This is a genomic window from Flavobacterium polysaccharolyticum (genome assembly GCF_038739875.1).
Lineage (GTDB): Bacteria > Bacteroidota > Bacteroidia > Flavobacteriales > Flavobacteriaceae > Flavobacterium > Flavobacterium polysaccharolyticum.
The window spans coordinates 191,129-216,019 of record NZ_JBCGDP010000007.1 but is presented as its reverse complement, the minus strand read 5'-3'; the positions used below and the strand labels follow the sequence as shown (position 1 = coordinate 216,019).

Sequence of the window (24,891 nt, the reverse complement as noted above, 5' to 3'; positions counted from 1 at the left end):
AATATATTCTTCGCAAACCTTACGTTTGAATTCCTCCGAATAATTAGAATAACGTTTTGTAGTGTTTGTTCCTGCACGATTGATCATAAATTTACATTTTTATGTAAACTTATTTCAGGACAAGACAGAACTTAAATGATTTACTACTTTGCGAACTTTGCGCTTCCTTTGTGACCTTTGCGTTTAATTTTTGGCCACGGATATGCGGATGAAACGGATTTTCAATAGAACTTAAATGATTTACTCCTTTGCGAGCTTTGCGCTTTCTTTGTGACCTTTGCGGTTAATTTTTGGCCACGGATGAAACGGATTAAACGGATTTTCAGCAGAACTTAAATGACCTTAAATGCCTTAGATGGTTTACTACTTTGCGAACCTTGCGCTTGTTTGTGACCTTTGCGGTTAAACTACACAACGTTTTTAATTACAAAACTTCAATGACTTATTTGTTTCAAAATTTAAAACAAATTAATACAACCCTCTCGCCACTCGATATGTATTAGCGTGCGCCTCGATTATGGTTTTAATCGCTGGGGAATAACCGCCACCCATACTCACTTGTACAGGAATTCCAAATGATTTACAAAGAGATAAAACATAGCTATCTCGAGCTTTGCAGCCTTCTAAAGTACACCCTAATTTTCCTAATTTGTCCGTACCCAAAATATCCACACCCGCTAAGTAAAACACAAAATCGGGACGATGGATGTTCAGTAATTCTGGAAGTGTTTCTTGCAGAATGGTCAAATAAGTTGAATCATCCGTTTTGTCTGGCAAAGGGATATCGTAATCTGAAGTTTCTTTTCGAAAAGGATAATTACTTTGACCGTGCATCGAAAAAGTAATGACCTCAGCATTATTTTGAAAGATTTCGGCTGTGCCATTTCCTTGATGTACATCGAGATCAACGATGAAGATTTTTTGGCACTTCTTCTGATCAATGAGGTACTGAGCTGCAATTGCTTGATCGTTGAGCAAACAAAAAGCTTCTCCTCTGTCCGAGAATGCATGATGGGTTCCACCAGCAATGTTAAAAGCGATGCCGTATTCCAACGCGTGATTACAACCAGCTACCGTGCCTTGTGCAATACGCAACTCTCGCTCGACTAACGCTGCAGAAAGAGGAAATCCGATACTACGAATGGCTTTAGCATCGAGGGTTAATTCGGTAAGAGCCTTAACATAACTTGTACTATGTACTGCGTGCACCAAAGATAAATCGATAATATCAGGAGAATAGAAATCTGTGAACTCAGCGGTTCCTTCATGAAGTAATTGCTTGGGAAGCAGTTCGTATTTGAGCATCGGAAAACGATGCCCTTCAGGTAAAGGGTGGTTGTAAATGGGATGATTGGCAATAAAAAACATAAAACACACAGTTGAGTGTGCAATGTAATAGCAATTTTAGAATTACGCTACTTTTTTAATCAAATCAAACATAGGACAACGACCACAACGTTTGTTTTCGCCTTTCTCGTATTTTCCGCAACATTTTGACTTGCAGTTTTCGGCAACTTTGATTTTCGCCAAAAGTGCTTTCTTCTTTTGGTCTTTCTTTTCTTTTTTGCCTTTCTTGTTGTCCTTTTCTTTGTCTTTCTTGCTCATAAGTTTGAGTCTTTTTATCGAAGACAAATATATGTTGTTTTTATCTATTCTAAATAAACTTTAACATAAAAAAGCATATGACTGTCCATAACTCATACCAAATAGTCAAAATACTTAATTCACTTCGCGTCTCTACGCCTTTTCTTGAAATTGAACTCGTAAAGACACAGAGTCGCAAAGAAAGGAATGAATCTAGCTTAAAATAGTTGAAAATTAATTTACGCTATGAAATAGTACTAAGCAAACAAAATAGTGTCATACTCTATATTGATTTCTCGCAAAGCCGCAAAGAAAGCTCTGTGAATACTGTTTTTTAGCGTCTTAGCGAGAATGTTGTTTGGTAAATTGCCAGCAACTTAATTGCGGATAGTCCTAAAAAAGCATAAAAAAACCCGAATAAAGTATTCGGGTTAAAAGTTGTAAAGAAGTATTACTTGGTTGCAGCAGCTGCGGCAGCACTTGCAACAGCAGCTTGCTGTATATCGCGATCAAATAAATACAGCCCTCCTTTATCATCACCAATCAAATTGATTTTATCCAAAATAGATTTAGCTGTAGCTTCTTCTTCAATTTGTTCAGCTACATACCATTGCAAGAAATTGTGCGTGGCATAATCTTTTTCTGCAAAAGTTATATGCACTAATTCGTTAATCGAATTAGAAACAAATATTTCATGATTGTACAATTCCTCAAACATACCTTTGAACGTGTCGTAACTCGTTTTCGGTGCTTTTAAATCGGTAATATGAGCGTGTCCGCCACGTTCATTTACATACTTAATCAGTTTCAACATATGAGCACGTTCTTCATCAGACTGAGCATACATAAATTGTGCAATTCCCTCTAGACCATTGACTTCGGCCCAACAAGCCATTGACAAATATATTTGAGAAGACTCTGCTTCAATGCGAATTTGATTATTTAGTGCGACTTCAATATTTTTAGACAACATAGTTTTCTTTTTTTAAGTTAGTGACAATTTTAAAAATCGGATTTAGGGAAATACTAAATTAACAATTAGTACAGAATTGCAAAGATAAAATATTAAAAACCATCATAAAATTTCTGCATCACAAATTCTTTCAACTTGGTATTATAATATCCATTAATGTAATAATTCTTATGTCTAAAAGTACTTTGCAAAACAGCTTGAGGATTTTCATAAGAAAACTGACCTATAAAATCGGTGGCCAAAGGTTCGGGTTTTGAGTTGATATGATTCCCTTTTTTATCCAAAACACTTTCAAAATAAACATTCAATGGAATTAAATAAGAATTGCTTAGGAAATCACCCCCATTAGGTGAAAAGCCCGAAGAAAACTGCTCTACTTCTTGATTACCTCCTATCGTTAGAAATAAGTTTTTTGGAGTTTTATACACCGTAACACCCAAATCTGTACCCGATAATTGCTTCAAAAACTTGGCCGTGGTTTTCATTGCTTTTGGTCGCTGATTCATAACTTGAGTATACAAAGGTGAGTTTTTAAAGGTGATCGTATCATTTTTTGTCACACTAAATTCTTTGATCACCACATCGGTTTCGAAATCTTTGTAGCCAAAGTGTAATTCATCATCATTCGCAGTTACTTGATATAATTTGTTTTCGTGATAATAAGAATTTGACAATCCATTTAAGCGTTTCAATGAGAATTGTGGAATGCAACGCTCAACGAGTTTTAAGGTCTTGAAATCTAATTGAAACAACTGTGTTTCATTTATATTATGGTCGAACGTGAAGAGAATATCGTTCTCTCGTACATAAAATTTAGACTTACTTGTAGCTTTAAACAAGGGATTATAAGCACGTGTTTCTATTTTTTCTAAAGGCAAAACAAACAAAATCATGGACAAATTGATGGCTTCTTTTTTACGATTTACAAACTCAAAACCACTAAAATCAAGGAGGTATTGTGTTTTATTCCCTTCTTTAAAAATATAAAGCACTAGAGCTTCGGTATCATTCTTTTTGGTAAGGATATAAAAACTATTGTTCTCATTAAAGGTGTGTAGCACCGTTTCTCGTTGTAAGGACAACTGAAGATAGTTAGCCCTCGTCCTCTTTGTAACCAAATCATAATGAACCGCAACTATGTTTTTGAAGTTGGAATCGGTCCAGTATACCGTAGGATTTTCGTCTGGTCCGAAGGAATAACCTGCCATCAATTTATATCCTAAATCAGGTCTTTTGGTCACCATACTGTCTTTGAAAAACAAGAAGGGACTGTACTTTAGAATCGTTGTTTTTTCTTTATCGGTAGCAAAAACAAAGACATTATCATTTTGCCTATCAGAGGTGTTGATAATTTGATGGTACTCTTTTGCTTTTTTTAATTCTAAAGGATGAGAAGCCAACCTAATTTGACCAAAAGTCAAAAAAGTAGTCCATAGAAATAAAAGAACCCATACTTTTTTCATAATGATTTATATTAAAAATAGTACAATTCTTCCCGCAAAGAGTATACCAGAAATTGAAGACTTACTCATTCATAATTTGCTGAAAATAATCAACAAATTGTCCCAAATGCAATCCATCCATCAAACCGTGATGCACGTGCACCGACATATTCATTCGTTTGCTTCCATCGTTTTGCACTACCATCTTTCCAAAAGAAATTTTAGGACAACTATCTGGAAAAGTAAAACTCCGAGCATGAGATAAAGACGTAAAATCCAACCAAGGCACAGCCGAAAAATGAATTAAATTATCCGAATCAAAAGAACGAGTAAACAAGCCTGTAGTATTTTGAATACGTTCAATTTCTTCTAAAGCATTTTTTTCAAAAACAGTAAAATCGGGATGAAATTCAATTAATGAAAAACCAAAAGTACCATCGGGACGACCAATAGTCGCAGAACCATCAATTCTATCGTAAACAACAATGGTATCGTTATCAATTCGGTATCTAAAATTTTCTATAGCATTGACCGCTTGTAAGGTTTTGTACAAATAATAAATAAAGAAAGAAGATGAAATGGATTGCGCTTTATCGTATGCCTTAGTGCAATCTATAGCCACTGTTGCACCAAAAAAAGGCTCACTCATTTGTCTAAAAAAATGAAAATGCTCTTTTCTGTTCCAATTTTCAAGGTCAAACGGCTGCTTCATTAGGTTAAAAGTGGAATTATATCGGTTAATTGTTGCAAGGTAGTAAAGTTAGGATGCTCTACTTTGTGGTCTATTTTCTCGTGTGCCCAAGTCGTGTGAAACGGAATATGTGCAGCAAAACCACCAATTGAAAGTACAGGCAAAACATCCGACTTCAGCGAATTACCAATCATATAAAACTCATCGGGTTGTATCTCCAAACGTTTAATCAAATCCAAATAATCAATTTCTTGTTTGTCAGACATCACTTCAATATGATGAAAATAAGGCCCTAAACCCGAATTGTGCAGCTTTCGTCTTTGGTCCAATAAATCACCTTTAGTTGCAACTACTAATTTGTATTTTCCGCTCAAAGCTTCTAAGGTCTCGGTTACGCCGTCAAGCAAATCAACAGGCTTTTCTAGCAAATCTTTTCCGTATTGTACAATTTTTTCAATCGCTTCAATGGAAATAGTATTATTTGAAATCTTCATAGCTGCCTCAATCATCGATAAAATATAGCCTTTGATGCCGTAGCCGTATAGTTTTAAATTGGCAATTTCTATTTGAAACAATTCAGAAGAAATCCCTTGATGCGAAAGGTAATCTTCCATCAAACCGCAGAATTTTTTTTCGGTTTCATCAAAATACATTTCGTTGCCCCAAAGCGTATCATCGGCATCGAAAGCAATTACTTTTAGCTTTTTCATTTTATTCAATTAAAATTTAAAGCTTAAAAGTACAACATTTCATTGGGGTTGCTCCGCTTTTGAAAGCAAAAAAAAGCATAAAAAAACCGCTCCAATTAGAAGCGGTTTCTGTTGTGTTGTGGGTTATAGTGTTTTAAACTAAATTGGCTGCGATTAAGTATTCTGCAATTTGAATCGTGTTCGTAGCGGCTCCTTTTCTCAAGTTATCAGCCACAATCCACATATTTAAAGTGTTGGGTTGGCTTTCGTCACGACGAATTCTACCTACAAAAACTTCATTTTTTCCTTCAGCATAACGAGGCATTGGATAGGTAAAAGTGTCTAAGTTATCTTGAACTACTACTCCATCTGTATGGTGTAAAATGTTACGCACCTCAGCCACATCAAAATCATTCGTGAACTCAACATTCACCGCCTCGCTATGTCCCCCAACTACAGGTACACGAACAGCAGTTGCCGTTACTTTGATGGAATCATCGCTTAAGATTTTTTTGGTTTCGTTTACCAATTTCATTTCTTCTTTGGTATACCCGTTGTCTTCGAAACTATCACATTGTGGAATACAATTGCGATTGATTTTATATTTATACACCATTTCGCCTTCAATTCCAGCTACTTCATTTTCAAATTGTTGTACTGCTTTTACACCAGTACCAGTTATAGACTGATAGGTAGAAACAATTACACGTTTGATGTTGTATTTTTGATGTAAAGGTGCCAAAGCCAATACCATTTGGATAGTTGAACAGTTTGGATTAGCAATGATTTTGTCTTCTTTAGTCAATTGGCTAGCATTAATTTCTGGAACCACTAATTTTTTGGTTGGGTCCATTCTCCAAGCTGAAGAATTATCAATTACAGTAGTACCTGCGGCTGCAAATTTTGGAGCCCATTCTAAAGAAGTTCCTCCTCCAGCAGAAAACAAAGCAATATCTGCTTTTAAATCTACTGCCGTTTGCAATCCTACCACTTTATATTTTTTTCCGTTGAATTCTATTTCTTTTCCTACTGATTTTTCTGAAGCAACAGGGATTAACTCTGTAACTGGAAAATTACGTTCTGCTAATACTTTCAACATTATTTCGCCTACCATTCCGGTAGCACCTACAACTGCTATTCTCATTGTATATAAATTTATAGTGTCTTATTATTGAGCCACAAAAGTACGTAATCTGATAAAGAAAACAACACGGTTCACAATTTTTAACAAATTGTTATATTTTAAACAATATGATTGTTTTTTACTTTTGAGTCACAAAAAAACCGCCTCTTTTTGGGAAAAGAGACGGTTAAGTTAGACACTAGTGTAGCGGTATTATTTCTTTAATAAATCTCTAATTTGAGTCAATAATTCTTCTTGAGTTGGGCCAGCTGGAGCTGCAGGGGCAGGCGCTTCTTCTTTTTTCTTCATACTGTTAATCGCTTTTACCATCAAAAAAATCACAAAAGCAATCACCAAGAAACTGATTACCGCAGCTAAAAATTTACCGTACAAAATACCTCCATCGGTTTTAAGACCAGCTAAATCTTCTACTTGAGCTGCTTTTAACGCAGGATTTAACAAAGCTGGCGTGATGACATCTGCCACCAAAGAATTAACAATAGCACCAAAAGCACCACCAATGATAACTCCTACTGCTAAATCCATCGCGTTGCCTTTAGCAATAAAATCTTTAAATTCTGAAATCATTCCCATAATAGTTCTAAGTTTAGTTTATACAAACAAATGTAAATAAAATTACTTTTACTTTATTCTCTGTAAAACACCCTTTTAACGCGTTGGGAAATACTAGTTAAGATTTCGTAAGGAATGGTATGTAGCTTTTCGGCCATTTCGATTACGGTTGGGCTTTCGCCAAAAATGATTACCGCATCGCCTTCTTGACAATCAATAGCCGTTACATCTACCATTAACATATCCATACAAACGCTTCCGATAATGGTTGCTTTTTGATGATGAATCGACACATAACCCACTCCATTTCCCCAAAGTCGTGCGATTCCATCGGCATAGCCAATAGGAATTGTAGCTACTTTGGTAGGCTTCTCAGCCATAAAACGACGACCATAGCCGACAGAATTTCCAGCTGGAATCGTTCGAATTTGTGAGATAACCGATTTAAGTGTACTCACATTTTCTAGTTCTTTTTGTTCTTCGGCATCATTAGAAACACCATACAAACCAATGCCTAAACGTACCATATCGTATTGCGCTTTTGGAAAATTACTAATCCCCGAAGTATTCAAAATATGACGAATGGGCTGAATATTCAACTCGGTCATCAATCGGCTCGATAAGTTTTCGAACAATTCAATTTGGGATGCAACAAAAGCTTGATGGTTTAGGTCATCACTGGTTGCCAAATGCGACAATATACTTTTTACTCGTACCAAAGTAGTGTCTTTGAGAATCGCGATTAATTCCTCGATGGTATCTTTTTCAAAACCCAATCGGTGCATACCCGTATCGAGTTTGATATGAATCGGAAAGTGCTTTAGTTTCTTTTGTTCGGCTATTTTCAAAAAGGAACGCAAGCCTTTCAAACTATAAATTTCGGGTTCTAATTGATGTTGAATTATCGCAGAAAAACTCGTCGACTCAGGATTCAATACCATAATGGGCAGATGAATTCCTGCTGTTTTCAAGGCAATTCCCTCATCGGCGAAAGCCACGCCTAAATAATCTACTTGGTGGTGTTCTAATAATTTGGCAATTTCAAGACCTCCATTTCCGTATCCAAAAGCTTTGACCATCACCATCATTTTGGTAGACGGTTGTAACTTAGAACGGAAGAAATTAAGATTGTGACTTATAGCATTGAGGTTGATTTCTAAAACCGTTTCGTGTTTTTTCTCCTCGAGTGCCAAAACAATATCTTCGAAATGAAAACTACGTGCGCCTTTGATTAAAATCGTTTCATTGCCAAAAGTAGCATTATCCAACTGCGCTAAAAAATCGGCTGTAGTAGGATACGTAACGCAATTGACAAACTTGTGTTTAAAAGCGGTTATGGTCGTACCGATGCCAATCACCCGATTGATTTTGTTCGAAATAACAAGCTGCGAAACTTTGGAATATAACTCTTCGTTCGATAATCCACTCTGAAAAATATCGGATAAGATTACTGTTTTTTTCTTGTATTGTTTTTGACTTTCTAAGAAATCCAATGCAATTTTTAAAGACTGAAAATCGGAACTGTAACTGTCGTCAATAATTGTGGTACTATTGATTCCGTCTTTGACCTTTAGACGCATTTCGACAGGATACAACAAATACATTCGGTGTTCGATAGTTACCCTATCATAGCCCAAATGCAAGAGTACCATCAAACAATGAATCGCATTTTCGATAGAAGCATCATCTTGAAAAGGAATGATGATATCAAAAGCATACGATTCTAATTGAATATGCAGTTTGGTTTTATCTAAAATGCTTGATTTTTGAATAAAAACATCGGCAGTGGCATCTTTAAAACTCCAAGAAAAAGTTTTTAATGTCGGTTTCAAAAATGCATCGATGGTTTTATTTTTATTATAAATCAACAAATCACAATGCTTAAAAAGCTGTAATTTTTCTTTAATTTTTTCACCAATAGAAGTAAACCCTTCGTCGTGAGCCGAACCAATATTTGTCAAAATCCCAAGCGTGGGCTGAATGATTTTTTCTAAATATACCATCTCATTTACCGTAGAAATTCCAGCTTCGAAAATTCCGAAATTGTGTTGCTTAGCAATCGCCAACACAGACAAAGGAACGCCTACTTGTGAATTGTAACTTTTGGGACTACGAATGATAGAATAATCAGGGCTTAGCAAGAAATTGAGCCATTCTTTTACAATGGTTTTCCCGTTACTACCCGTAACTCCTATTACTGGAAAATGAAACAAACTACGATGATAACTCGCCAATTCTTGCAAGGCTGTCAAGGTGTTTTGTACCACCAAAAATTGTGCTTTTCCTACACAATTCTCAGGAATGTACTGCACTACAAAATGAGTAACGCCTTGCTGGATTAAATCAACTATATACGAATGCGCATCGTTATTGGGACCAATTAAAGCAAAAAACAAAGTATGCGGTCCGTTTTGCAGGGAACGGCTATCAATAGAAATAGCATCAATAAGTAAGGAAGCATCACCTTCGAACGAGGCATTTATTTGTTTTGCAATCGTAGCAATTGTAAGATTCATCAGGCATTGGGTTTGAAAGTAAAATTAGTAAAACACAACTAATCCGAACCGTGGTTTTAATTTTATTTAACGAAGTTCTCTCATATTTCTTGCTACGTTAAAAAAAAGAAGTAAAAAGCTATTTTAGATATATTTGTAAATGAAAACCCAAATGCTTTGAAAAAAATACTTCCTTTCTTTTCGTATCTATTCCATCCGGTCTTTATTCCGCTGATGGCGACGTTGTTTTATTTCTATTATAACGAAACACTATTTCAACTAAAAGAAAAAGGATTTGTTTTGTTACAAATCACAATACTGACTGTTATTGTTCCAATCCTTATTTATTTTTTATTAAAAACACTAAATAAGATAGATTCGGTAATGGCTTATGACTTAGGTCAACGAAAAATTCCTTTGGTGCTTCAGAGTTTTTTATTCATTCTATTAGTGAAAAGAAGCATCACCATTGACCGCTATTTTGAATTGCATTTCTTCTTTTTAGCAGCTTTGATGAGCACTTTAATTGCGCTTTTATTACTTTTTGCAAAAATAAAAGCGAGTATTCATATGCTTGCTTTTAGTTCGCTGACGGTATTTGTAACGGGATTACATTTGCATCATCCTGAACATTTTCCGCTAATTGTTCCTTTTTTAATTTTTATGAATGGGGTTATCGCTTCCTCTCGATTGGTAATGCAAGCACACACCCCAAAGGAATTGATTATTGGCTTTTTGTCGGGAAGTATTCCGCAGTTGTTGCTCTTGGTAGTTTGGTTATAAAATATAAAAAATCAACCCGAGATTAAGACTTCGTAGTTGTACTTTTTCAGTAGCAACTTGCCCTGATTTAAATAATGAGTTTACGCCATAATGCACATAAACATTGAAGGTATTGTAACCTGATGCCAAGTACACCCCATAGCCCAATTTATTCAAATCGGGATTGTCTCGGATAACAATATTGGCTAGAGTGGCATCATAAACATTACGGTCATAGACCAAATAACTCAATTTAAAGCCCGCATAAATTCGCCAAAACTTGGTGCTTTCAAAGGTAGAAGCCCGCCATCTCAACTCAATAGGCAGATCGGCAGTAAGCGTTGTGAATCGGTTTGTGCTATAAGTTCCGTCGCCCAAAATAGCATAATTAGGTGATTGATTGGTGCCAGATACTCCAAAGTTGTGGTTGTAATTATTATATGTCAATCCAAGTCCTGCAGCAATAGCATAAGTCCTATTTTTGTTCACAGGCATATCGCGCAAAAATCCACCAGTAAAACCGGTAGAAATCTTATCTCTAGAATAATTTTCTGGACCATTAATCAAAGTATTGTACGTAATTCCAACGTAAAACTGATCCTCTCGATACAAAGAATCAATTTTCACCCTAGGTCTTTCTTCATTACTAGTAAAATCTTGAGCAAAAGCTACACTCCCAGAAAAAAAAATAATAAGAAAGATAAAAACGCGCATACTACCAGAAATTAAAATGAATGACCAAGACCTGTTCATTGGTTTTGCCAAAATACAAATATACTACTTTGAACTCAAAATGATTGCGATGTAGAGATATCAACTGCTATTGGTTTTGAAAATCATACCCAGCATCATGAATTATTTTTCGGCAACCCATCACTTTCTATAATTTTAAAAATTCTAAATTAGATGCAGTTAAGGTTTACTAAAAAAACTCCTCTTAAAAGGAACTAAATTAATCTTTATATAAATTAAAATGATTAAACCTAGATTAACTTCTAGACTTCAATGTGGATTCTAGGTTTAAGCCTTACATAGTTCGCGGCTCAACTTTGCAAGTATGTAAAACATTTCCGTTCAATCGCATTATGATGCTTTTTCATTAACTGAAGAAAATAATTGAACACTTTTCTTTACAACGAATAGGATTGCTGGTCGAATACCTAAATGTATTATTGCCCCAAGTGTCATAAATAGTAATCCTATTCCAGTTGGAAGAATAGCTCCAAAGGTATAAGTCATACCTATAACAAAACCCAGAAGGCATTCTGATCGGAATATTGGATAAAAAAGAGCGATTACAAGTAATCCAATTAACATGTAAAATGGAAGATCTCTAATTCCAAAAGTAAAAAAAACTGCTAACAACATTCCATAAATTAGAGCTGCTAAAAAAGCATACACAGTGTTTTTTGTGCCATTTGAAATTGAACCATCTTCATGAATAACAATCCTTTTCTGCATTCGTTTTAATAAAAACCAAGTTAACATTGGCAATAGAATAGCGCCCCACCCATTCGAAATCTCAGGCAAATCTTTACGTTGTAATATATGATGGCTAGGAACACCTCCATGAAAATAATTCCATAGCAATAATGAGAAAATTGCGATTGTTATTGTGGCTGTAAAATAGAGACGGATTTTTAAATTTTGTTTTGAATTCATACGAGATGGATTAAAGTTGTTCTTTGATTTGATTGTATGACCTCTTTTTTTATTTATTGTTACATAAAAATAAAAAAAACACCTTTAAATCAGTCATTTATAATCCGCTCCCGAAAGTCAGGAGACTTTACAAAGAATTCACGACATCTTATTCACTTTTTGAAGAACTAGGATTATCAAAATGATACGCAGCCCCTTGAATTATGTTACGGTTACTAATTTCTTTATCCATATAATTCTGAATCAATGTTTTCTTTAGTCCCCAATTCGGGGCAATTAGCAAATCCCAATCTGAAATACCAAACAAGCGCTGAATGATGATATCGGGTCTCAGCAATGGAATCAATTGACACAATAAATTAGTGTATGCTTCTAAAGTAAAGAGCGGAAAGGGATTTCGTTTGTAATGCACCCCAAGAATAGAGCCTTCTACAATATGCAAATGATGGAACTTGACAAATTTTATTTGAGGAAACCGATTAATTTCGTGAATGTATTGTAACATCATTTCGTTTGTTTCTCCCGGAAAACCAAACACTGTATGTATACACAAATCAATCGGGCTATGAGCAAAGAGCGCTACCGCATCAACAAATTCTTTATGGGAACATCCTCTGTTTATTTGCTGCAAAGTCGCATCGTATATGGACTCCATTCCCATTTCGACATCTACGTCCCATCGATCACAATACGATTCTAGCAAGATCACTTTTTCAGCATTGAGACAATCTGGGCGAGTTCCTACCGACAAACCAACTATCACATCAGGGGCAACAGCTAAGGCCTCGTCATAGCATTTTTTCAAATACTCCACCGTCCCATACGTATTGGTATTGGGCTGAAAATAAACAATAAATCGTTCGGCTTTATAGGCTCTTTGGGCTCTTTCTATGCCTTGTAGCACTTGCTCAGTAATGCTGGGTAATTTACGGGAAAGTTCAGGGGTAAATGAATCGGTGTTGCAATACGTACAACCTCCAAATCCTTTGCTTCCATCTCGATTTGGACAACTAAAACCGGCGTCTACAATTACTTTGTATACCTTTTGCACGTTGTATTTATCCCGTAGAAAAGTACCATAATTGTTATAGCCTTTTCTATCAACTGTTCCACTTGTTCCCATACTACAAAAATACTCATTTTAGGAAGTGGATAGTTTTAGCGATGGTGTTAAATAAAAAAAGCTCCTGTAAAAGGAGCTTCAATTTCATTTTGCAGAGAGGAAGGGATTCGAACCCTCGATACAGTTACCCATATACTAGCTTTCCAGGCTAGCTCCTTCAACCACTCGGACACCTCTCTAATTGGGATTGCAAATAACATAAAAAAAAATGAGTTAAAAAAGGAAAAAGTTATTATTATCCCATTTCTCCTCGTATTGCATTTTCGAAGGTATTTTTAAAATCAGAAGCTGGAATGTTCTGTCCCAAAAGATGCATTAACTTAGTAATCGCAGCCTCTGTCGTACAGTCTTTTCCAGAAATAACACCAATCTTTTTAAGTTCTGAACTTGTTTCGTATTTCCCCATATTGACACTTCCACCAGAACATTGAGTAACGTTGATAATATGTATCCCAGAAATAATAGCTTGTTGTAGTAACTCAATAAACCATTCCTCTGTGGGGGCATTTCCAGAACCATAAGTTTCCAAAACAATGCCTTTTAGAGCAGGAATATTTACAAGAGTTTCCAATACTTTTTGATTGATACCCGGAAACATTTTCACAATAACCACTTGATTATCAAATATCTTATGAACGCGCAAAGGTTCATTTTCATCAAAAGGCAACAATAAATCCTTGTTGACCTTTAAATGCACTCCTGATTCAATTAAGAAAGGATAATTAGGAGAAGTAAAAGCATTAAAATGTTCTGCACTTATCTTTGTTGTGCGATTACCACGGTATAATTTGTATTCAAAATACAAACCGACTTCTGTAATCACTGGTTTACCGTTTTCTTGCAAGGATGCAATTTGTATGGCAGTAATCAGGTTTTCTTTAGCATCGGTTCTCAAATCTCCAATGGGTAATTGAGAGCCTGTAAAAATCACTGGTTTCCCTAGATTCTCTAACATAAAACTCAATGCCGAGGCAGAATACGACATTGTATCTGAGCCGTGTAAAACAACAAAACCATCAAAAGCAGTATAATTTTGCTCTATGACTTCGGCTATTGCTACCCAGCTTTCTGGACTTATATTTGATGAGTCGATAGGATTTTCAAATGAAATCGTTTCAATAGCACAATCCAATAACTTCAATTCAGGAACGCGGTGCAATAGCTTACTAAAATTGAATGCCTTGAGCGCTCCCGTCTCAAAATCTTTTTGCATACCAATTGTTCCACCGGTATAAATAAGCAATATTTTGGTACTAGAGTGCATCCGTATACTTCAATTTGTTAACCACAGGATTCGCATACATGGCCAAAAACCCTTCTAAAAGTTGTGGATTGTCATGATCGATTCGCATTTCTAAACGGCGTTCAAATAATGATTTTTCATTTTCGGTATATCTGTGCTCATATTGATTGGTTTTGTTCAACAAATCATAAGCAATAAAATTAGTTGGCCATAATTTATAATTGGTCAAAATCGCATCATCTATGGTTTGTGCTAAGGCTAAAACTTGTTTATTCGCGTTTTCCTCATGAGCTACAATTACATCAATTTCAGTATCGATTACTTTTCCTAAATGAATATGAATACGTTTTTTTTGACCCAAAACGCCACTCAAAATATTCTGAAAATCTTCGTTTTTCTCTTTAACATAAATTTCATTATTCGCTTCTGCCATCAATTGAGGCATTTTAAGCACATCGGTTGGGTCATATTCATACGAAATAGAAACAGGAACAATTTTAATTTTTTTAAAATACTCCATCACATTCTTTTGATCGGATCCCATACCCAACATTTTCAACACACCTGGATTGGTGGCATCATTTCCGTCTTTGGTTCGTCCCTCTCGTTGTGCAATCCAAACCGAACGGTTTTCGTGCAACAACAACTGCTTAATATATTCAGAGAGTAATTTAGAACTTTGTAGCATTTCTCTTGGCGAAAGCCCACGAAGTACTAAGAAATTTCGATTGAGTTTCGCTAATATTTTCAGGAAAGATTTCTTAACAAGATTATCTCCAATGGCGGATGCTGTCATGACCAATCCGTGTTCGAATAAAGTAGCGTTGAGTAAAGTAGTGTCTAATAGAATATCTCGGTGATTGGAAACAAACAAATAAGACGTGTTTTTTTCTAAATGCTCAAAACCAGAAGTAGTTAAGCCCTCGGAGCTTTTCTCTAAAATTTTGCGTGCTGATTGGTAAATAAAATTGCACTGAAAATCACGAATAGAGTGGGTTTTTTTGAGTTGTTCCTTCCAAACTTCATCTTCAACCTCAGGGAAAGAAAAATTCATTAATGCTTTCATCATCGGATGCTGAATCACATCGGATAGCGCATCGTTTACTTCGGAATCATAGAATGGCCGAATGGAGTCAAATTTTTGCATTTTGATTTTCATTTTTAATGGGAACAAAAGAACAAAAAAAAACGGAAACTATCGGTACATTTCGGCTTAAATCCCAAATACCCGTTTTGAATTCTCGGTAGTAATTTGGGCTATTTCTACTACACTTATGTTGTAAATTGCAGCCAACTTTGCCGCAACATTCACCACATAACTGCTCTCGTTTCGCTTACCACGAAAAGGAATTGGAGCCAAATAAGGGGAGTCGGTTTCGAGTACTATGTATTGTAAATCAATGCGATCTAAAAACTGATCAATTTTTCCGTTCTTAAAGGTTACTACACCTCCTATTCCCAACAACATATTATAAGAAATAGCTTGAAGTGCTTGTTCATACGTTCCAGAAAAACAGTGAAAAATCCCAAATAATTCTGGGCTTTTCTCTTCTTCTAGAATTTCAAAAATTTCATCAAAAGCCTCTCTACAGTGAATCACGATGGGCAATTTGTATTGCTTTGCCCACTGAATTTGTTGTCTAAAAGCAATTTGTTGTTCCTTAAGATGCGTTTTGTCCCAATACAAATCGATGCCTATTTCGCCAATGGCGTAGAACTTACGCTTGGCTAATTCGGAGGCTACATGCGCTAACTCGGTTTCGTAATTATCTTTCACATAAGTAGGATGCAAGCCCATCATCAAAAAAACATGTTCCGGAAAATCCCGTTCCAAATCATACATGGCTTGTGTACAAGTCGAGTCGATTGCTGGAATAAAAAAACGAGAAACTCCAGCATTTATGGCGCGTTGTATCATCATGCCTCGATCTTGATCAAATTCTTCAGAATATAAATGGGTATGCGTATCGGTAAAAATAGTAGTAGGTTCCAATTGTGAAAATTTATAACGCCAAAATTACAACAATAATAAAAGAATAACAATTATAGGATTTAGCAAGCTATTTTATAGTAAACAAAAAGATTCGCAAAATACCTTAAAAACTTTGCAAATCTCTTTGTAACTTCTTTGCTAGTATTTGTGAGATATTATTCTAAAGCACGCAAAAGCTCCTGAACTTCATCATAGTATTCAAAATCCTGAGAAATAGTCTGTAGGATCTGCTTACATCCTTTATAATCTTTTTGTTTTAATTTTATTAAAGCCAGATTCCAAACAGATTTTTCTCTATAAAGAGAAGTTCCTGATTTCAATTCATTGAAAACCGTTTCTGCTTTTATATATTCATTGATTTGCAATAAAGAAACACCATAATAATATTGAATTTCAGCTGTTTTATTGTTTTTAAGAACTGCCTCAAAAAACGGAACTGCTTCTTTAAACTTGCTGTCATTAAAAGCTTTTTCAGCTTGTATCAAATTGACATTCGTATTACTCCTTTCTGTAAAATGGGCTTGTTCTGGATGATTATAATCGTTAAAAGACGGATTTTGGTTGTAACCAAAAAAGAACAATCCAAATAAAATTGCTACAGATGCCGCAGCAGCAAAATACCATGGACGCATCAACACCCTTTTAGGTCTTTCTTTATTAAAATACTTATCTGAGATATCCGATAGATTTTTGCTGAACGTTTTTCTTTCCTCATCATATCTGAACTTATTATCCAATTGTGCTAAAACTTCTTTGAAAGCACTGAATTCCGCCGCAATTTCCTCATCTTCTGAAACTTGCTTTTCAAAATTTTTTCTTTCTTCAACCGTCATTTCCTCCTGAAGATATTGTTCAAATTGTATATAGCGTTCTTCGTTCATGACTAATTATTTTTTAGAGATTTAAAATTCTTTGCTTCCTGAATCCACTGGGTTAGCTGACCCACGCATAATGATTTCTTTTTACGCACATAACCGTAAGTTACGTTAAGTTTCTCAGCAACTTCTTCCATCGATTTTACAGCAAAACTCAGTTTTAGCAGTTCCTGGCATTTATCCCCTAATTTTTGGAACATCGTGTCAAAAAGATGCTGTTTCTCATCAAAATTTTCGGTGCATTCAACCAAATCGAGAGCAGATTCATTGATAGATGCAGAATCTTCATTAATTGTTACCTCTTTATTCGAAGTTTTTTTCAACTCGTTAAGCCACTTTCTTTTACATAACAAAAAGAAATAAGCATCAAATGGACAAGTCAACTGTAATGTATTGGCTTTTGCTTGATTAAAAAGCAAAATCATAATTTCCTGAACTACATCCTGCGCCTGATCCTTGTCGCCAGAATTCTTCGTGATGTAAAAAACCACTTTTGGAACGTAATTTTTATAGATAGCATGAATTATAGCCGAGTCATTCGCTGCAATTCCGTCGATATATTTTTGGTCAGGATGTATTTTACTTTTTGTCATATCGAAAATTATTAGCTAATGTAAAAAAAAGAATCTGAAAAAAAATAACAGTAAATAGGGTAACAATTAGACAAACAAATTGATATACAACAACAAAATGGTTATCTAAAAATTAAAATCACACCTCATGAAAAGTTATCAATTAACAAACGAAAAGGATTTTGCTAAGTTTCAACAAATATTGTCGAATAAAATTCGAAACGGTTTTATCGTAATTGAAAAAAATGACAAACTTCCTTATGTAGTATTATCCAAAGAAAAGAAGCAGATTGATTCTTCTCTGCAACTTACTTTGGTTTTTGCTACACTTGGACTTTGGTCTATTGTATGGTTTTATTTAATCATTAGTCTTTCAAGAAAAAAACAAATTCTAGTTGCACTCGATGAAGACGGAAATGTTTTTGAAGAAAAATGCCTCTCCAATTAATTTTTTAAAAAATATAAATCAAAGGGTAACAATTTTCAAAGCCTGTTGATATAGTCATATAAAACTAAATAAATTTTAAACTAAGGGTAACAATATCAAACCTGAATTGATATAAGAATATAAAAATTGAATTAACAACCAAATCTGAAAACCAACTGACAACGATCAGCTCAGATTTATAAAAATTAGAAATCATGAACACAAATTTTAGAAAAATCGGATTATTGTTTTTAGCCTTAACCACATTTGTAAGCTGTGATGATAGCGAAGTGGATAATAAAGTAACGCCTCCATCACCTTCAGAATTTGCGGCGGTAAGAAACGAAGCCCTTATCGGAAAAACACAGCGTTTTACAGCCACAGCAGGAGCAGGCTCCATTACATTTACTTCAAAAAAAGGTGTTAAAATAACCATTAACGGAAACTGTCTAACCAAAGCAGGAAACACAGTAACTGGAACAATCGACATTGAATATGTGGAGCTATTTGACAAAGGAAGCATGCTGGTAACTAACAAACCAACTATGGGGTTGATGACTGACGGTAATAAAAATTTATTAATCTCAGGCGGTGAATTTTTCATCAAAGCTACACAAGGTGGTGTTGAACTACAAACTTCGTGTTCTATGAGTATGATTGTTCCTACTGCTTTAACAGATGGCTTAGACAATACTATGACTTTATGGACTGGTTTAATTAATGAAGTCGGAGAACTCGCCTGGAAAGAAGCCAGAGCAGGTGGTGACGGTGCTAACGGCAAAGGCGGCGTTCAGGGAGAAGGAAACAATTATTATGTAACTTTTGGGAACTTTGGGTGGACAAATGTTGACCGTTTCTACAGCGATCCAAGACCTAAAACTACTATTTTGGTTGATGCTCCAGAGGGTTACGACAATAACAACTGTGCCATTTACCTATCTTATGACGGTGAAGGAACAAATGCTCTTGCAAAATTAGACACCTACACAGCAGCAGGTTTGTTCAGCGAACATTACGGACAAATTCCGGTTGGTTTAGCCTGTCACATCATTTTTGCTACAGAAGAAAATGGCCAATGGCGTTATGCAATTAAAGGAGTAACAATTGCTGCCAATCAGACCTATACTTTCACTCTTGCCGAAACAACAGTCGGTTCAGAAGCCCAACTGGTAGCTGCAATCAATGCCATTCAGTAACTTCCAAATACTTTTTTTTAGAAAAAAGTGGTGATTTGCTCATCACTTTTTTTTACATTTAATGCTGTTTTAAACTTATTCTAATCATTTCAAGAAGCTAATTCTGCTATCCCTGTATTCTCGAAAAACAAAAACTACGGTTAAAAAGCCTTGTTTTTCTGATCGGGAGATGCTATTCCCATCAGGGCTAAAAAACCTCCTCGACCATGAAAAAACTTTTATCTTGTTTCATTTTTCTTTCAACAATAATGATGTTCGCGCAGACCAAAGTAAAAGATACCATCACCCGAAGAGCAAATATCACTTATAACCAAAAAGGCAATTCGGTTAGTTTTAAACCCGAAACACCACCATTAATTCCTATTGCAGGTGCACCAAAACCAAGTTATTCTTATTTATGGGAAATGGGAGACGGTCATTACAGCAAACAAGCAGAACCCAAACATGTTTATAAAAAAAAAGGCAATTATACCACCAGATTAGCTGTAACCAATAATTACGACAACGGAAAACCTCCAGCAACACGCCCCAGAAAAGTAGCTATTAACGACATAACCGACACAGATTATAAAGATATCGCTTCCATCGCCAATCAAAACGGGTTTGAGATCCTAAAAAACTGCGACCCCATTCCGGAACAGGAAATGGTAGTCGTAGTAAGTTATCAGAATCTGGAAAATTATGTTGCCAATGGCAAACTGTATCTTTTTTACAATGAGAAACAATTCAAAAACAACAATTTCGAACTAGTCGATTTCCGAACCTATGCAGGAGAACGCGAAGTAAAAGAAAACACAATTGCCTCAATTGATGATCTTGATGACACAAAAAACTATCTGACCTCTGCCGAAAACACTTTTAAATTCAAAAAATATAAAAACACTACGATAGAAGAAGATCTAGAGGCTAGTTTGAAAGACGCACATACTCTCTATCATAATGTTTCGATTCTGGAGTTTGACGACGCCAACCCAAGCGAAACCCGAAATGTTTTTTATACCTTTAAAACCACTCCTGAAATGATCAAAGATACCAGTGCAACTGTTACTATGCGCGGGATTTTTGTGCCGAACCGCAGTTTTAAAAACCATAAAGTCAAAAACCTCGAAATGGAAATTGTAACCTCCCACGATCCTAATAAAATGGGGTCTAACGGAAGTTTTATGAATTACAGGCTGGTTCGTTTTAAAAGAGTAAAATTTAAAACCCGTTTTCAAAATAATGGCGAAGGGCCTGCAAGAAAAATTCGCTTAGAAACCGATATTCCGGATATGTTCGACAAAAAAACATTTCAGATTGAAGGTATGTATCCTGAATGCCCTATTTGTCCAAAAGGAGAAGAACCAACGGTTAGTTGTTTGGACACCATCATTCAAAAAAAACAAATCATCTTTACATTTAAGAATATTTATCTACCTGGCACAGAGCAAAAAAATGTAAAAGAAAAAGACAGCACCAAAGGTTTTATCCGCTATTCAATGAAGTTTAATGAAGACTTTCACAAAACAAATACTCGAAGCAGGACTTCGATTATTTTTGATAAAAACGAACCTATCATAACCAATTACGCCGTTACACGATTCTTACCAGGAATCTCGATTGGTGCCAAAGCAGGGTATAACTTTTATCCAAATCTTGAAAAATCGACGAGCTATTTTGTGGGTGCTACTATTTCGCCTTTTAAATCGTATCGCTTTTACTGGCAGGCAGAATGGATAAATGCTTTAAACCAGCATAACAGCACAATTAGTATTGCGAATACATTTGACACCAATGCAAATGGCACTAGGAGATTGATACGTACAACTACAACAACCGAAAATAAAAATGTGAACTGGGAAGTCCCTGCTTTGATTCGGTACAATATTAATAATTATATAGGAGTCGGTGCCGGAATTCAGACGAATATCAATGTTTTATCCCAACACAATCAGGATAAAAAAATAGAAACTTTCGAAGGAGACAAAGAATTGATTTTAACAGCTACCAAAACTACAAACAACATTATAAAAAACTCCTTTGTCGATTTTAAAACAGGAATTTTATTTGACCTAACAGCAGGATTTTCCAGAATCGGACCAAGTTTAGGAGCTCGTTATGTGATCAACTTTGAACAGGATTTTAATTATTTTCAGATTTACGGAATTTGGAAGTTTTAAGAGTTATTGCACAAAGATCCAACAGAGATTCGCAAAGTTATTTTAAATCTTTGTGTGTCTTTGTGAAAAACCTTAGTGTATCTCTGTGAAACAACAAACAAGCAACACATTATATGAACTTATATCGCTTATATGGTTTAATTCTCTTCTTCCTGAATCTAAATGTTTTTGGACAAAACCCCGAAGACAAAATATACAATGCAGTTGATGTTTTTGTCGCTCATCCTTCCGCGAAAGCGCTGCAAAACTTAACCAATACCGAAACTGCTTTCTGGAGAAATCCAAAACCAAAAACAAAAGACGAGTTATTATCTATTGTAGTTTTAAACTGCAATAAAGCCTATTATGAAAATCAATTCGGGCAAACCCAAAATGCCTTGTTAACTTACGAAAAAGCCTGGCAAACCTATCAAAAATACCAACTTAAAGATTACGATATCATTGAATATTGTCTCAAGCCTTTAGGAAATCTATATACCGTTATAGGGGATTATGATAGCGCAGAAAATACGATCAAACAGTATTATTTTATTGCTGAAACAGAAAAAAACCAATCACAAAAAATAGCGGCCATCCTGAATTTATCGAATGTCTATCAGAGTTCAGGAAAGATTTCAATGGCAATTGAACTTTTGGAAAGCTCTCTAAAAACTGAAAAACTGTCAAATGTTCTAAAAGGAATTTTATGGAATAATCTCGGAAATAATTATTTACTGAGTTCAGCAGGGAATTTAATGAAACCAGAGGTCTATGATAAAGCACAAAATTGTTTTGAATTAGCAGTGAAATATTTAAAAAATGATACTGCTCAATCTGAAACCCTGTCGAATTCTTATCGAAATTTAGCCAATCTCAATCGCTTACGACAAAATTTTGAACTTGCAGACTCTTATTTAGAAAAAGCACAAAAGCTGATGCAGGATCAGCAGCCCAGAAAAATTGCAAAATTGTATTATGAAAAGGCTCTATTACTGTTTGCTGAACAAAAAAACAAAGAAAGTATCAATGAAATTAAACGTGTTTTTAAAATCTTAATCCCCAATTACAATTCGGAAAATTTATTGCCAAATAAAAATCAATTGTATGCAGAAACCGTTTTATTGGATGCACTCGATTTATATGCCGAAATTTTATCCGTCAAAGACCCCAAAAAAGCTTTAAAAACTTTTGACCTTTCTTTTTACATTGACGAGTTATTGATGAACTCTTTGGTTTATGAAAATTCTAAAATTATTAATCAGATCAAAACCCGTAACCGTACCGAAAAATGTCTCTTACTTTACGATCATTTGTATCAAGCAGAGCACAAAATTCAATATTTAGAACAAGCATTTCAATTATCAGAAAAAACAAAATCCGGGGTTTTAAAAAATTATCGTTCAAATATTAAAAACGCTTCTGCAAAAGAGAAACAGCTTGTGCAGCAACTTCAAAATTTAATTAATGCTATTTTAAAAGAACAGCAAAAAGGGGATTTGGCTGATATTTCAAAAATTAATCAATTCATAAAAAAACAAAATGAATCGATGCTTTCGCTAAAGAAACTCCAGGCTGAAGATACCGATTATTTCTCTGAAAACTGTGATTTAAAAGCACTGTTTTCAAAATTAGAAAGTGACAAAGCCGTTATGGTTTATTATTTTATGGGGTCTGAAAACTTATTTTACTTCACTTTACAAAACAACCTAATTAGTTTAAACCACATCTTTACAGCCCATAAAGCAATGCTTGAAATCGTGCATTTTGTAGATTATTTTAATGATGCTAATGCTATTATTAATGATATTTCGGGTTATAATAGTTTTGGAAACAAGGTTTATAACCTATTGCAATTGCCTGACAATTCGGTTTATCAAAACCTGATTGTTGTTCCGGATGGGATTTTGAATTTTCTTCCGTTTGAAGCATTAATTACACGTAAATCAAACACAACAAACTTTGCCAAAATGCATTATTTGCTGAACGATTTCAAAATTGCTTATAATACCTCGGCTAATATTTATTTGAATTCTAAACCAGTTTCTAAATCAGAAAAAAACGTTTTGGGTGTTTTTCCGGTTTTCAAAAAAACGGCTTTTGAATTAAATTATTCAAAAAAAGAATTAGCATCAATCCGAAGTAATTTTAAAGGAAAATATTTAGAAAACACAGAGGCCACTTTCGATAATTTTAAAAAAAATGCCATTGATTATTCGATTCTGCATTTGAGCACTCATGCTGCTGCAGGCGATATTGAAACTCCGGCAAGCATTAAATTTTATGATCAGGAAATTTTATATTCCGAATTATACAACCTGAATATCAACCCGGATTTAGTGGTTTTAAGTGCCTGCGAAACCGGAATCGGAAAACTCTACAAAGCCGAGGGAGCCATGAGTGTCGCAAGAGGTTTTCAGTTTGCGGGAGCACAGAATTTATTGTTTTCTTTATGGAAAGTAAATGATTATACAACTTCGGTTTTTATGTCTGACTTTTATAAAAACATCAAAAAAAATCCGTCTTATTTTGAAGCCAATACAAATGCAAAACTTGATTTCTTAAATGACAAATCGATTCCAAACGAGAAAAAATCACCTTATTATTGGAGCTCTTTTGTGTATTACGGTTCGATTTCTAAAGAAGTAAAATCAGTACATTATAATTATTACGTCATTAGTTTATTGACACTAATTGGTTTATTTTTGGTTTTCAATCACTATCAAAAATGAAAAATCTTCACGAGATTCTCAAAAAAGAGAAATACAAAAAAATAAAATTCAAAATCATCAAAACGCAGCATTTATTGGTCAAAGCCAAAATCAATGGTATTACGGGTAATTTCATTCTAGACACAGGAGCCTCAAGCAGTTGCGTGGGTTTTGAAGGCATCGATTTCTTTCAGTTAAAGGCCAAAAAATCCAAAACCAAAGCTGCAGGTGCAGGCGCCACTGGAATGCTAACCCAACTTTCTACCGACAACAAACTGCAACTAGGCCGCTGGAAAACAGCTGATGCTGCGCTAGTCATTTTCGACTTATCACACGTCAACGAAGCGCTTACCCAACACAAAGCCAAAGCCGTTCACGGCATTATTGGCGCCGATATCCTCCTAAAAGGCAAGGGAATTATTGATTACTACAATCATTATTTGTATTTGAAACAAGGTTTTTAGGGCAATTCCCAAGGCACCACGCTATCCGCTATAGTTTTGCAAAACCTTAAATGGAAGTTTTGCAAAAGCTGCCGCTCCTATCGTTATTGCGGAATTCTGCTTCACACAAAATTTATTGTATAAACAAAATCCCAAACTCATTTAGAATTTAGGATTTG

The 24,891-nt window shown here is 35.1% G+C and carries 23 protein-coding genes and 1 tRNA gene; 6 read left to right on the top strand and 18 right to left on the bottom strand.

Annotated elements, in window-relative coordinates:
- Nucleotides 1-468: 468 nt before the first annotated feature.
- From WFZ86_RS09315 to WFZ86_RS09275, 9 genes are all read right to left on the bottom strand, one after another.
- Nucleotides 469-1,368, bottom strand: coding sequence for a histone deacetylase family protein (locus WFZ86_RS09315; RefSeq protein ID WP_342691684.1), 900 nt, complete (start codon nucleotides 1,366-1,368; stop codon nucleotides 469-471).
- A 42-nt stretch (nucleotides 1,369-1,410) separates the two neighbouring features.
- The gene (locus WFZ86_RS09310; RefSeq protein WP_342691683.1) at nucleotides 1,411-1,605 is read right to left on the bottom strand and encodes a hypothetical protein; all 195 of its coding nucleotides are present in this window, start codon (nucleotides 1,603-1,605) and stop codon (nucleotides 1,411-1,413) included.
- A 430-nt stretch (nucleotides 1,606-2,035) separates the two neighbouring features.
- A complete protein-coding gene (locus WFZ86_RS09305; protein WP_342691682.1) occupies nucleotides 2,036-2,557 on the bottom strand; it encodes a ferritin in 522 nt (173 codons plus the stop codon).
- Nucleotides 2,558-2,649: 92 nt separating this feature from the next.
- Nucleotides 2,650-4,020 carry a hypothetical protein gene (locus WFZ86_RS09300; RefSeq protein ID WP_342691681.1) on the bottom strand — a complete coding sequence of 457 codons (1,371 nt, stop codon included), beginning with the start codon at nucleotides 4,018-4,020 and terminating at the stop codon, nucleotides 2,650-2,652.
- Between the two features lie 61 nt (nucleotides 4,021-4,081).
- Nucleotides 4,082-4,711 carry a CatA-like O-acetyltransferase gene (locus WFZ86_RS09295; protein ID WP_342691680.1) on the bottom strand — a complete coding sequence of 210 codons (630 nt, stop codon included), beginning with the start codon at nucleotides 4,709-4,711 and terminating at the stop codon, nucleotides 4,082-4,084.
- On the bottom strand, nucleotides 4,711-5,400 hold the full coding sequence (locus WFZ86_RS09290; protein WP_342691679.1) for an HAD family hydrolase: 690 nt from the start codon (nucleotides 5,398-5,400) through the stop codon (nucleotides 4,711-4,713). The genes WFZ86_RS09295 and WFZ86_RS09290 overlap by 1 nt, the downstream gene beginning before the upstream one ends.
- Before the next feature lie 133 nt (nucleotides 5,401-5,533).
- Nucleotides 5,534-6,523: an aspartate-semialdehyde dehydrogenase gene (locus tag WFZ86_RS09285; protein ID WP_342691678.1), complete on the bottom strand. Its 990-nt coding sequence runs from the start codon at nucleotides 6,521-6,523 to the stop codon at nucleotides 5,534-5,536.
- 192 nt (nucleotides 6,524-6,715) lie between these two features.
- Complete coding sequence (gene mscL / locus WFZ86_RS09280; protein ID WP_315172423.1) at nucleotides 6,716-7,096, bottom strand: large conductance mechanosensitive channel protein MscL; 381 nt, start codon at nucleotides 7,094-7,096, stop codon at nucleotides 6,716-6,718.
- Nucleotides 7,097-7,149: 53 nt separating this feature from the next.
- The gene (locus WFZ86_RS09275) at nucleotides 7,150-9,591 is read right to left on the bottom strand and encodes a bifunctional UDP-N-acetylmuramoyl-tripeptide:D-alanyl-D-alanine ligase/alanine racemase (RefSeq protein WP_342691677.1); all 2,442 of its coding nucleotides are present in this window, start codon (nucleotides 9,589-9,591) and stop codon (nucleotides 7,150-7,152) included.
- Between the two features lie 156 nt (nucleotides 9,592-9,747).
- Between WFZ86_RS09275 and WFZ86_RS09270 the strand changes: the two genes are divergently transcribed.
- Nucleotides 9,748-10,353: a hypothetical protein gene (locus WFZ86_RS09270; protein WP_159688327.1), complete on the top strand. Its 606-nt coding sequence runs from the start codon at nucleotides 9,748-9,750 to the stop codon at nucleotides 10,351-10,353.
- Here WFZ86_RS09270 and WFZ86_RS09265 read toward each other — a convergent pair.
- The 9 genes from WFZ86_RS09265 to WFZ86_RS09225 form a co-directional block, all read right to left on the bottom strand.
- Nucleotides 10,348-11,046 carry a porin family protein gene (locus tag WFZ86_RS09265; protein WP_342691676.1) on the bottom strand — a complete coding sequence of 233 codons (699 nt, stop codon included), beginning with the start codon at nucleotides 11,044-11,046 and terminating at the stop codon, nucleotides 10,348-10,350. The two genes, WFZ86_RS09270 and WFZ86_RS09265, sit on opposite strands and share 6 nt — an antisense overlap.
- 369 nt (nucleotides 11,047-11,415) lie before the next feature.
- A complete protein-coding gene (locus WFZ86_RS09260) occupies nucleotides 11,416-11,994 on the bottom strand; it encodes a hypothetical protein (RefSeq protein ID WP_342691675.1) in 579 nt (192 codons plus the stop codon).
- 148 nt (nucleotides 11,995-12,142) lie between these two features.
- Nucleotides 12,143-13,117: a tRNA modification radical SAM protein MnmL/YtqA gene (gene mnmL, locus WFZ86_RS09255; RefSeq protein ID WP_342691674.1), complete on the bottom strand. Its 975-nt coding sequence runs from the start codon at nucleotides 13,115-13,117 to the stop codon at nucleotides 12,143-12,145.
- A 92-nt stretch (nucleotides 13,118-13,209) separates the two neighbouring features.
- A tRNA-Ser gene (locus WFZ86_RS09250) sits at nucleotides 13,210-13,296 on the bottom strand.
- 56 nt (nucleotides 13,297-13,352) lie between these two features.
- Entirely contained in the window at nucleotides 13,353-14,381 is a 1,029-nt protein-coding gene (locus WFZ86_RS09245; protein ID WP_342691673.1) for an asparaginase, read from the bottom strand.
- Nucleotides 14,371-15,507 carry a 1-acyl-sn-glycerol-3-phosphate acyltransferase gene (locus tag WFZ86_RS09240; protein WP_342691685.1) on the bottom strand — a complete coding sequence of 379 codons (1,137 nt, stop codon included), beginning with the start codon at nucleotides 15,505-15,507 and terminating at the stop codon, nucleotides 14,371-14,373. Before WFZ86_RS09240 ends, WFZ86_RS09245 begins: the two co-directional genes overlap by 11 nt.
- 66 nt (nucleotides 15,508-15,573) lie before the next feature.
- Nucleotides 15,574-16,353, bottom strand: a complete 780-nt coding sequence (locus WFZ86_RS09235) for a TatD family hydrolase (protein ID WP_342691672.1) — start codon at nucleotides 16,351-16,353, stop codon at nucleotides 15,574-15,576.
- 155 nt (nucleotides 16,354-16,508) lie between these two features.
- A complete protein-coding gene (locus tag WFZ86_RS09230; protein WP_342691671.1) occupies nucleotides 16,509-17,234 on the bottom strand; it encodes a tetratricopeptide repeat protein in 726 nt (241 codons plus the stop codon).
- 2 nt (nucleotides 17,235-17,236) lie between these two features.
- The gene (locus WFZ86_RS09225; RefSeq protein WP_342691670.1) at nucleotides 17,237-17,821 is read right to left on the bottom strand and encodes an RNA polymerase sigma factor; all 585 of its coding nucleotides are present in this window, start codon (nucleotides 17,819-17,821) and stop codon (nucleotides 17,237-17,239) included.
- Nucleotides 17,822-17,948: 127 nt separating this feature from the next.
- On the opposite strand from WFZ86_RS09225, the gene WFZ86_RS09220 reads away from it, so the two are divergent.
- From WFZ86_RS09220 to WFZ86_RS09200, 5 genes are all read left to right on the top strand, one after another.
- A complete protein-coding gene (locus WFZ86_RS09220; protein ID WP_342691669.1) occupies nucleotides 17,949-18,248 on the top strand; it encodes a hypothetical protein in 300 nt (99 codons plus the stop codon).
- A gap of 194 nt (nucleotides 18,249-18,442) precedes the next feature.
- Entirely contained in the window at nucleotides 18,443-19,423 is a 981-nt protein-coding gene (locus tag WFZ86_RS09215; RefSeq protein ID WP_342691668.1) for a hypothetical protein, read from the top strand.
- A gap of 206 nt (nucleotides 19,424-19,629) precedes the next feature.
- Complete coding sequence (locus tag WFZ86_RS09210; RefSeq protein ID WP_342691667.1) at nucleotides 19,630-21,582, top strand: PKD domain-containing protein; 1,953 nt, start codon at nucleotides 19,630-19,632, stop codon at nucleotides 21,580-21,582.
- A gap of 113 nt (nucleotides 21,583-21,695) precedes the next feature.
- Nucleotides 21,696-24,290, top strand: a complete 2,595-nt coding sequence (locus tag WFZ86_RS09205; protein WP_342691666.1) for a CHAT domain-containing protein — start codon at nucleotides 21,696-21,698, stop codon at nucleotides 24,288-24,290.
- Nucleotides 24,287-24,733 carry a retropepsin-like aspartic protease gene (locus tag WFZ86_RS09200; RefSeq protein WP_342691665.1) on the top strand — a complete coding sequence of 149 codons (447 nt, stop codon included), beginning with the start codon at nucleotides 24,287-24,289 and terminating at the stop codon, nucleotides 24,731-24,733. The genes WFZ86_RS09205 and WFZ86_RS09200 overlap by 4 nt, the downstream gene beginning before the upstream one ends.
- Nucleotides 24,734-24,891 lie beyond the last annotated feature (158 nt).